Source organism: Methylobacterium crusticola (genome assembly GCF_003574465.1).
Taxonomy (GTDB): domain Bacteria; phylum Pseudomonadota; class Alphaproteobacteria; order Rhizobiales; family Beijerinckiaceae; genus Methylobacterium; species Methylobacterium crusticola.
Genome location: NZ_QOWC01000262.1, coordinates 1 through 9,514, shown reverse-complemented (window position 1 = coordinate 9,514; position 9,514 = coordinate 1). Strand labels below are relative to the sequence as shown.

The window sequence follows — 9,514 nt, the reverse complement described above, 5'->3', positions numbered from 1 at the left end:
CGCGAGGCCGGGGCGGCGCCGGACCGGCGCGCCGCCGTGCGGGCGGCGCTCGCGCGCCTCGCCCCGCGGGTGCCGGACTTCGAGGGCGAGGCCATCGTCGACCGGGCCCTGGCGAGCACCGGCCTGCGCGGCGCCGCGCCCGAGGCCGCCGCCTGGCTCGCGCTCGTCTCCTACGCGCGTCACGTCCTCACCGAGTACGACGCCCTCCTGGAGGAGGGCTACGACCGCGACAGCGCCCGCCACTTCGTGCGCGACGACCTCAACGCGGTGCTGGCGGAATGGGGCGTGCGGCGGCCGGTCGGCGAGGAGCCCGAGGAGGGGTGAGGCGACGCGCCGGGCGCGGAAGCGCGGCCGCTCCTATATGAAGGGCCGCGCCCCTCCCGGCCCGCCCGCTCAGACCCCCGATGACTGCCGCGATCGCCGACGTCCTCATCCCGCTCGCCCTCGACACCGCCTACAGCTACGCCGTCCCGGCCGAGCTCGCCCTGGCGGAGGGGGACGTCGTGCAGATCCCCCTCGGGCCGCGGGAGACCGTGGGCGTGGTCTGGTCCCTGCGCGAGGGCGGGTCCGGCGGCAACCTGCGGCGGGTCAGCGGCAAGATCGCCGACGAGGCCTTGAGCCCGGCGCTGCGCCGCCTCGTCGAGTGGATCGCCCGCTACACCCTGGCGCCGAAGGGCTCCGCCCTCGCGATGGCGCTGCGCCTGCCCGAGGAGGGGCGGTCCGAGACGGCCCGGATCGGCGTGCGCGCGACCGGGATGCCGCCGAGCCGGATGACGCCGGCCCGCGCCAAGGTGGTGGCGGTCGCCGCCGACGGCGCGGTGCGCGGCAAGCGGGCGCTCAGCCTGGAGGCGGGGGTCTCGGCGAGCGTGGTCGACGGCCTCGTCGACGACGGCGTGCTCGAGACCGTGGCGCTCGGCCCCGACCCGGTCGCCGAGCCGCCCGACCCCGAGCACCCGCACTCCCCGCTCTCGGCGGCCCAGGGCGAGGCCGCCCGGGCGCTGATCGCCACCCTGACGGCGCCGGTGGCGGGCGGGGTGCCCGGCACCGCCACCCCGCCCGCCGGGGACGCCCCGGCCCCCGGCGCGGGGTCCGCCTCCGGCGCGGGGTCCGCCTCCGGCGCCGGCCCCGCCTCCGGCGCCGGCCCCGCCTCTGGCGCGGGGGGCGTCACCCTGCTCGAGGGCGTCACCGGGTCGGGCAAGACCGAGGTCTACTTCGAGGTCGTGGCCGAGGCGGTGCGCCGCGGGGTGCAGTCCCTGGTGCTGATGCCCGAGATCGCCCTGACGGCGCAGTTCCTCGACCGCTTCGCCGCCCGCTTCGGCGCGCGCCCGGCGGCCTGGCATTCCGGGGTCGGCGGGCGGCGGCGCGAGCGCATCCGGGCCGGCGTCGCCTCCGGGGAGATCGGGGTCGTGGTCGGCGCCCGCTCGGCCCTGTTCCTGCCGTTCCGGCGCCTCGGCCTCATCGTCGTCGACGAGGAGCACGAGGGCGCCTACAAGCAGGACGACGGCGTCTGCTACCACGCCCGCGACATGGCGGTGGTGCGGGCGAAGCTCGAGAACGCCGCCATCGTGCTGGCCTCGGCCACGCCCTCCATCGAGACCCGGGTCAACGCCGAGCGCGGCCGCTACCGCCGGGTCCTGCTGCCCGAGCGCTTCGGCGGCCGGCGCCTGCCCGAGATCCGCGCCATCGACATGCGCCACGAGAAGATCCCGCGGGGCCGCTACCTGTCGCCGAGCCTCGTCACGGCCATCGGCGAGACCAACCGGGCGGGCGAGCAAGCCCTGCTCTTCCTCAACCGCCGCGGCTACGCGCCGCTCACCCTCTGCCGGGCCTGCGGCCACCGCTACCAGTGCCCGAACTGCTCCACCTGGCTCGTGGAGCACCGCTTCCGCCGGGCGCTCGTCTGCCACCATTGCGGGCACGCCGAGCGCCGGCCGGAGGCCTGCACGTCCTGCGGCACGTTCGACAACCTCACGGCCTGCGGGCCCGGCGTCGAGCGCATCGCCGAGGAGGTGGCGGCGACCTTCCCGGACCGGCGCGTCATCGTGCTGTCGAGCGACTTCCCGGGCGGGGCCGAGCGGCTGCGGGCGGAGCTCCAGACCGTGGCGGAGGGGGGCTGCGACATCGTGGTGGGGACTCAGCTCGTCGCCAAGGGCCACAACTTCCCGCACCTGACCCTGGTGGGGGTCCTCGACGCCGATATCGGGCTGACCTCGGGCGATCCGCGCGCCGCCGAGCGCACGTTCCAGCTCCTCCAGCAGGTGACCGGCCGCGCCGGCCGCGGCGAGCGGCCCGGCCGGGCCCTGGTGCAGACCTACCAGCCCGAGCACCCGGTGATCGCCGCGCTGATCTCGGGGGAGGCCGAGCGCTTCTACGCCGAGGAGACGGCGGCCCGCGAGGTGGCCGGCCTGCCCCCCTTCGGGCGCCTCGCCGCCCTGATCGTGTCGGCGGCCGACCGGGAGGCCGCCGAGGCGCACGGCCGCGCCCTCGCCCAGGTCGCCGAGCCGCCCCCCGGCGTGATGGTGCTCGGCCCCGCCGAGGCGCCGCTCGCGCTGGTGCGCGGCCGCCACCGCTTCCGCCTGCTGGTCAAGACCGAGCGCGAGGTCGACCTCCAGGGCTACCTGCGCGCCTGGCTCGCCCGCGGCCCCAAGGCGCGCGGCAGCGTGCGGGTCGGCATCGACGTCGACCCCCAGAGCTTCCTCTGAGGCACCGGGGATCGCCGGAGGACGGGACCGCTCCCGGCCCCGGAGCAGCATCCGATCACGGGCGGTCGGCTGCTGCTCCAGGTTCTTGATTCCCCCGCATTTTCTGCGGCGAACCAGTGTCCACTTCGCCGAAAAAAGGCTCTAATCCGCGAGCTGGCGCGCCTCCTCGGGCAGCATGATCGGGATGCCGTCCCGGATCGGGTAGGCGAGCTTGGCCGAGCGGCTGATCAGCTCCTGGCGGGCGGAATCGTATTCCAGCCGGTCCTTGGTCAGCGGGCAGACCAGGAGCTCGAGGAGCTTCGGGTCAATGCGGGTGGCCTCGACGGGGGCGGGGGAATCGGTCATCCGGGTCCTCTCGTGGGGTGTGCCCGCGGGTCGCCGCGCGGCGGGTCGGCGCGGTTGCGGGCGGCGTTCGATAGCCGGGAGCGCCGGGCTTATTGCAGGGTCGGCTCCGAGCCCGAGCCCCGCACCAGCTCCATCTCCGTCACGGCGATCAGGACCTCGGCCCGCGTCTTGAGGTCGGGGGCCTCCAGCATCGCCTGCTTCTCGCGCGGGCCGAACGGGCTCATCATGCAGAGGGCGTTGACCAGGGCCTCGTTCGGGGCCTCCTCGATGCCGGCCCAGTCGACCTTCAGGTCATTGGCGTCGACGAAGTCGCGCAGCGCCCGCAGCACGCCGGCCCGGTCGACCGCCTCCTCGCCGGCGCGGGCGTGGAAGTCGCTCCCGAAGGCCGAGAAGTTCACCCGGCAGCGCCGGTAGCCGGTCGTGGTCGACATCTCCTCCTCGACGCGGAAGCGGGCGATGCCCGTGAGCGAGATCAGGTAGCGCCCGTCCCCGGTCTCGGCGAACTGGGTGACGCGGCCGGCGCAGCCGACGCGGAAGAGCTTCGGGCTCAGCGGGGTCTCGGCGCCCTCGGCATCCGGCTGGATCATGCCGATGACCCGGTCGGTGCGCAGGGCGTCGTCGATCATCGCGAGGTAGCGGGGCTCGAAGATGTTGAGCGGCATCTGGCCGCGCGGCAGCAGCAGGGCCCCCGGCAGCGGAAACACCGGGATCACGGTGGGGCAGTCGGCCGGTCCCTTGTAGGCGACGTTCATGCTCATCGATCCCGCGTCCCTCGTGGCCGCACGCTTGGATGGGCCCGGGACGCGGCGGCGCCGGCCCCGGGCGGGAGCGCCTACGAAAACATCAGGGCCGACAGCTTGCGCCGGCCGCGGATCGTCATCGGGTCCATCGGCCCCCAGGCCTCGAAGAACTGCAGCAACTGCTTGCGGGCACCGTCGTCGTTCCAGGTCCGGTCCCGGCGCACGATCTCGATCAGGTGGTCGATCGCCTCCTGCTGGCGGCCCTTGCCGTTGAGGCCGAGGGCGAGGTCGAAGCGCGCCTGGTGGTCGGCGGGGTCGGCCTCGACCTGGCGCTGGAGCGCGCCCAGGTCACCGAGGGCGGCCGCCTGCTCGGCGAGCTCGATCGCCGCCCGGACGGCCGCGAGGGCCGGGTCCTTGGCGGCCTCGGGCGGCGCCGCCTCGAGGAAGCGGCGGGCGCCGTCGGTGTCGCCGCGGTCGAGCACGAGCTTGGCCAGCGCCGCGATGGCCCCGGCGTGCCCGGGCTCCTGCGACAGCACCGCCGCGTAGAGCTCGGCGGCGGCGTCCGCGTCGCCGGCCTCCGCGGTGGCCTGCGCCTCCGCCATCAGGTCCTCGACCTCGGTCGGGCCGAGGGGGCCGACGAGGCGCTCGATGAAGGCCTTGACCTGGCTCTCCGGCAGCGCGCCCATGAAGCCGTCGACGGGCTGGCCGCGCTGGAAGGCGATCACGGCCGGGATCGACTGGATGCCGAGCTGCCCGGGGATCTGGGGGTGCTCGTCGATGTTCATCTTGACGAGCCTCACCCGGCCGCCGGCGTCCCTGACGGCCTTCTCGAGGATCGGGGTGAGCTGCTTGCAGGGCCCGCACCAGGGGGCCCAGAAGTCGACCAGCACGGGCTGCTGCATCGACTCCTGCATCACGTCCTGCCGGAAGCTGGTGGTGGTGGCGTCCTTGATCAGGGCGCCCGCAGGGGCTTGGCCGGCCGCGGGGGTATCGGTGAGCATGTAGACCTCGGAAGGGAAACGGCGCGCCGCGTTTCATGGACCCAGTCGGCCCGTGGAACACATGGGGTAGGACCGGCGCGCTGACCAGTGCGGGGCCGGTGCGCGGGACGCCGCGCGGCGACCGGCCCGGAGGCCCAGGCCCACGGTGTCCGGCCCGGGGGCGTCCGGCGATGGCCGCCGGGCCCGTCCGGTGCTAAGGCGCGGCCCCGCGCGGAGCGGCGTCCCGCCCCGGCGTCCCCTCCCCGGCGTCCCCGCCCCGGCCCGGTCCTCGGAGTCCCCGACCGCGATGAAATTCGGCTTCTGGCTCGACTACGATCAGACCTGGACGTTCGTGGCGCTCTACCGGGCGCTCGCCGGCCGCCTGCCGGGAGCGCGGGCGACCGGGATCGTCGTCAACGACCGCTACTGGGCGCACGCGGCCGAGGGCCTGCCCGCGGGCACGGGGCTCCTCAACCTCTACGCCCGGATCGAGGCCGCGCGGGCGACGCCCCTCGAGGGCGAGGCCCTGGCGCGGTTTCGCGCCCGCGACGTCGCCCTGCGCCTCGGCCGCGCGGCCTGGAGCGACCGCCACCTGACCCGCCTGCCGCAGGCCGAGACGCTGCGCATCCTGGCGGGGCTCGAGCGCGACTTCTCGGCCTACCTCGATCGCGAGCGGCCGGACGTCTTCGTCTTCAACTGCATCGCCTCGATGTACGCGCACCTGTTCTACGAGCTGCTCGCCGAGCGCGGCATCCGGGTGGTGATCCCGACCCACACCGGCATCGGCGGCCTGTTCCACCTGTTCGACAATCCCGACCTCGCCTGGCCGGAGGTCTGGGACACGGCCGCCCGCTGGCGGGCGCGTCCGGACGGCGCCGATCCGGACGCCATGGCTTGGGCCGGCGCCTACGTGGCCGGGCTCAAGGCCGCCAAGCCCGCCTACGCGCTCGGCACCGTCGCCCTCGAGGCCGCGCGCTTCCGCCTGCCGGGGCCCGGGCGGGCCCTGCGCTACCTGCGCAACTGGTACGCCTTCGACCGGCGCGACCTGACCCTGCCGAGCCCGGCCGCGCGCCTCAGGGCCCTCGCCGCCTACCGGATCAATGCCCGCCGCTCCGCCGCCCTGAGCGAGCCGCCGGAGGTCCTCGACGGGCACGACGTCGCCTACCTGCCCCTGCACTACGAGCCCGAGATCGCGACCCTGACCCTGTCGAAACACGACCAGCGGCTGCTCATCGACCTCGCGGCCCGGCAGATCCCGGCCACCTGGAAGCTTGCCGTGAAGGACCATCCGGCGATGCTGGCCCAGCGGCCGGCCGGCTACTTCGCGGCCCTGAAGGCGCGCTACCCGAACCTCGTGGTCGTCCGCTCGGACACGCCCTCGCAGGCGCTCATCGCCCGCAGCCGGCTGGTGCTGACCCTGAGCGGCACCGTGGTGGTGGAGGCCCTGGCGATGGCGAGGCCCGTGATCTACACCGCCCGCGCCCGCTTCTCGGGCTTCGGGCTCGGCACCTACGCGCCCGACGCCATCGAGTTCGCGCCGGTGCTGGAGCGGGCCCTGGCCTGGCGGCCCGACGACGCGGCGCTCACCGTCGCGGTGGCGGCGATCCGCCACCATTCCCGCGACACCTACGTGTTCGCCGAGCCCCTGGGGAACCCGGGGGTGCTCGAGGCGGGCAACGTCGAGGCCCTGGCCGAGGCGGTCCGGGACCGCCTCGGGCTCTGAGCCGCCGGGGCGGCGTCAGGCCGGCATCGGCACAGGCTGGCGCCGCGCCCGGCCGATCATCAGGGACATCAGCGCCGCCATGAGGCCGGTGATCCCCGCCATCAGGAAGGCCTCGAGGTAGCGGCCCTCGGCGGCCCGCGACAGGCCGGCCCCGAAGGCGGCCGTCGCGGCGCCGAGCTGGTGCCCGGCCGCGACCCAGCCGAACACGATCGGGGCGTCGCGCTCGCCGAAGGCCTCGTTGGTCAGCCGCACCGTGGGCGGCACCGTGGCGATCCAGTCGAGGCCGTAGAACACCGCGAAGACCGACAGGCTGTAGAACGAGAAGTCCGTGAAGGGCAGGGCCATGAGCGAGAGCCCGCGCAGGCCGTAATACACGAACAGGAGCTTGCGCGGGTCGTAGCGGTCGGTGAGCCAGCCCGAGCCAGTGGTGCCGATGAGGTCGAACAACCCCATGAGCGCCAGCAGGCTCGCCGCCCGCACCTCCGGGATGCCCTGGTCGGCGCAGAACGAGATCAGGTGCGTGCCCACGAGCCCGTTGGTGGTCAGCCCGCAGATGAAGAAGGTGCCGAACAGGAGCCAGAAGTCGCCCTTGCGGCTCGCCAGCACCAGGCCGTCGATGGCGGCGCGGAAGGGGTTCGCGCGCCGCGCCGGCTCCGCCACCGTGCCGGGGGCGGCGCCGTAGGGCACGAGGCCGATCTCCGCCGGGCGCTCGGGCAGGAGCCAGGCCACGAGGGGGATCAGGGCCGCGACCGCGCAGGCGACCGTCAGCACCACCGGCTTCCAGCCCCCCGCCTGCGCGATGGCGGCGAGGCCCGGCAGGAAGATCAGCGTGCCGGTGGCGGTGCTGGCGGTGAGCAGGCCCATGATCAGGCCCCGGCGCACCACGAACCAGCGGTTCACCACCGTGGCGCCGAGCACGATGGCGACGCAGCCGCTGCCGAGGCCCGACAGCACGCCCCAGGTGGCGACGAGGTGCCAGGGCTCGCTCATCAGGGTGCTGAGCGCCGTCGAGGCCGCCATCAGGGCGAGCGCGCAGAGCAGCGTGCGGCGGATGCCGAAGCTCTGCATGAGCGCCGCCGCGAACGGCCCGACGAGCCCGTACAGGAAGATGCCGAGGCCCGCCGCGAACGAGGTCACGCCGCGGTTCCAGCCGAAGGCCTGCTCGAGCGGCAGGATCAGCACGCCGGGCGAGGCCCGCAGGCCCGCCGCCGCGAGCAGGCAGAGGAAGATCACGCCGACGACCACGAAGGCGTAGTTCTGGCCGAAGGGCCTGCGGCGGACGGGCGCGGCGGTCCCGGGGGACGAGGATGACGGCATGCTGGGACGGGGCCTCGATTCGTGCTATCATGTTACGTACCGGTCAGTAACATCGTCAAGCGCGAATCGCGGCGGGAGGCAGAGCATGGAGCGTGCGCCACGCGGGGCGGAGGAGCGCGAGGGGCCCGAGCCGGCCCGGGCCGGCGAGCGCGTCCGCGCGGCGGCGCGCGACCTGTTCTACCGCCGCGGCGTGCGGGCGGTGGGCGTGGAGGAGATCGTCGAGCGCGCCGGGGTGACGAAGCCGAGCCTCTACCGCGGCTTCGCCTCGAAGGACGCCCTCGTGGTCGCCTGCCTGGAGGATTACGACACGGTGCTGCGGGGCCGGCTCGAGGACGCGCTCGCCGCCCATCCGGGCGACCACCGCGCCGGCCTGCTGACCTTCCTGGCGGCCCTGGCGGAGCGCAGCGCGACGCCGAGCTTCCGCGGCTGCGGCCTCACCAACACCCTGGTCGAGTACCCCGATCCCGACCATCCGGCCCGCCGGGCCGTGCTCGCGAGCAAGCGCGCCCTCCGGGCCCGCCTGGCCGAGATCGCCGGCGCGATCGGCGCGCGCGACGCGGACGCGCTCGGCGACGGCCTCCTGATGCTGGTCGAGGGCGCCTTCGCGTGCGGCCAGATCTTCGGGCCCGGCGGCCCGCCCGGTGCCCTCACGGGCGCCGCCGAGGCGCTGATCGCCGCGAGCGTCGCGCCCCGAGCGCCCTGAGCGCCCTGAGCGCCCTGACGGCGCCGGGCGCGCGGCCGGCCCGCGCCAAGCCTCGCGGGCGCCCCGGCTCCGCCCACTCGGGCGGAATGATGGCGGCGCGCCCCGGCTCCAGGCTCTGCCTTCCGGCGGCGCCGGGCGCGATAGAATTCCGGCAATAAACCGGGGCCGCTACCTTCATTGGTCTTGATTTCGTCGTGTTCCTCGTCCGATAGGCGTCAATTGACGCTTATTCCGGCCTCGCGAGCGTCCGTTCGCCGGCCTCGAACCCGTGGAGGAGAGCGCATGACCCTCGTGCGACGTTTTCAGGTGGCGCCGTCCCTGGTGCGGCTGATCCGCAAGGAGCGTGGCTCCGCGCGCATCACCGAGGGCTACTTCCCGCCCCAGTCCGGCCGCACCTCGTTCGTGCGGGTCGACGGGGCGCAGTGCCATCTCGTCCTGGTGACGACCGAGGCCGGCGGCGCGGCGAGCGAGGAGCGCACCGAGGTGCCGCGCGCGCACGGCGACGCCCTCCTCGACGTCTGCGCGGGCAAGGCCGCCTACGACCGCACCCAGGTCGCCCTCGGCAACGGCCGCGAGGCGCAGGTCGACCGCTACGTCGCGCCGGGCCAGGTCGACGTGGTCACGGTCGCGTTCGCCAGCGCCGACGAGGCCGGCGGCTTCGCGCCCCCGGCCTGGTTCGGCCCCGAGGTCAGCGCCGACGCCGCCTACGAGGGCCGCAGCATCGCGCTCCAGGGCGTGCCGCAGCCCGGCGAGGTCGCGCTCTCCAACGCCGCCCTCGAGGCGGTACTCGACCTCGTCGAGCCCCGCTACGGCTTCGGGCGCTACGCGCCCTCGAACCGCAACGGCGAGGAGCCGGGCGTGGTGAACGCCCTGCGCCGCCTCGCCGCCGGAGCGCCGGGCCCGGCGCCCGCGGCCGTGCCCGCCCCCGTGCCGGTCCCGGTCGAGGTGGCGCCCGAGGAGGCCTCGGCCCCGGCCCCGGCTCCGGCCCCGGTGGCGCAGCCCGA

General features: G+C 75.1%; 9 protein-coding genes. 5 read left to right on the top strand and 4 right to left on the bottom strand.

Annotation, left to right across the window (positions count from 1 at the left end; translation table 11 throughout):
• A partial coding sequence (locus DT057_RS32400; RefSeq protein WP_420870344.1) for a DUF2293 domain-containing protein occupies positions 1 to 324 on the top strand: 324 nt, incomplete at its 5' end.
• A gap of 80 nt (positions 325 to 404) precedes the next feature.
• Positions 405 to 2,702 (top strand): replication restart helicase PriA, encoded by a 2,298-nt coding sequence (priA, locus tag DT057_RS32395; RefSeq protein ID WP_128566146.1) that lies wholly within the window; start codon positions 405 to 407, stop codon positions 2,700 to 2,702.
• Between the two features lie 141 nt (positions 2,703 to 2,843).
• On the opposite strand, the gene DT057_RS32390 is transcribed toward priA, so the two are convergent.
• From DT057_RS32390 to trxA, 3 genes are all read right to left on the bottom strand, one after another.
• Positions 2,844 to 3,047 (bottom strand): Trm112 family protein, encoded by a 204-nt coding sequence (locus DT057_RS32390; RefSeq protein WP_128566145.1) that lies wholly within the window; start codon positions 3,045 to 3,047, stop codon positions 2,844 to 2,846.
• A gap of 89 nt (positions 3,048 to 3,136) precedes the next feature.
• Positions 3,137 to 3,805, bottom strand: coding sequence for an LON peptidase substrate-binding domain-containing protein (locus tag DT057_RS32385; RefSeq protein ID WP_128566144.1), 669 nt, complete (start codon positions 3,803 to 3,805; stop codon positions 3,137 to 3,139).
• Positions 3,806 to 3,879: 74 nt separating this feature from the next.
• Positions 3,880 to 4,788: a thioredoxin gene (gene trxA, locus DT057_RS32380; RefSeq protein WP_128566143.1), complete on the bottom strand. Its 909-nt coding sequence runs from the start codon at positions 4,786 to 4,788 to the stop codon at positions 3,880 to 3,882.
• A gap of 286 nt (positions 4,789 to 5,074) precedes the next feature.
• Here trxA and DT057_RS32375 point away from each other — a divergent pair, with 286 nt between their 5' ends.
• On the top strand, positions 5,075 to 6,490 hold the full coding sequence (locus DT057_RS32375; protein WP_128566142.1) for a capsular polysaccharide export protein, LipB/KpsS family: 1,416 nt from the start codon (positions 5,075 to 5,077) through the stop codon (positions 6,488 to 6,490).
• A gap of 15 nt (positions 6,491 to 6,505) precedes the next feature.
• Here DT057_RS32375 and DT057_RS32370 read toward each other — a convergent pair whose 3' ends face one another.
• The gene (locus DT057_RS32370) at positions 6,506 to 7,807 is read right to left on the bottom strand and encodes an MFS transporter (RefSeq protein WP_128566141.1); all 1,302 of its coding nucleotides are present in this window, start codon (positions 7,805 to 7,807) and stop codon (positions 6,506 to 6,508) included.
• An 85-nt stretch (positions 7,808 to 7,892) separates the two neighbouring features.
• Between DT057_RS32370 and DT057_RS32365 the strand changes: the two genes are divergently transcribed.
• Positions 7,893 to 8,510, top strand: a complete 618-nt coding sequence (locus DT057_RS32365; RefSeq protein ID WP_128566140.1) for a TetR/AcrR family transcriptional regulator — start codon at positions 7,893 to 7,895, stop codon at positions 8,508 to 8,510.
• Positions 8,511 to 8,792: 282 nt separating this feature from the next.
• A partial coding sequence (locus DT057_RS32360) for a CYTH domain-containing protein (protein WP_244937421.1) occupies positions 8,793 to 9,514 on the top strand: 722 nt, incomplete at its 3' end.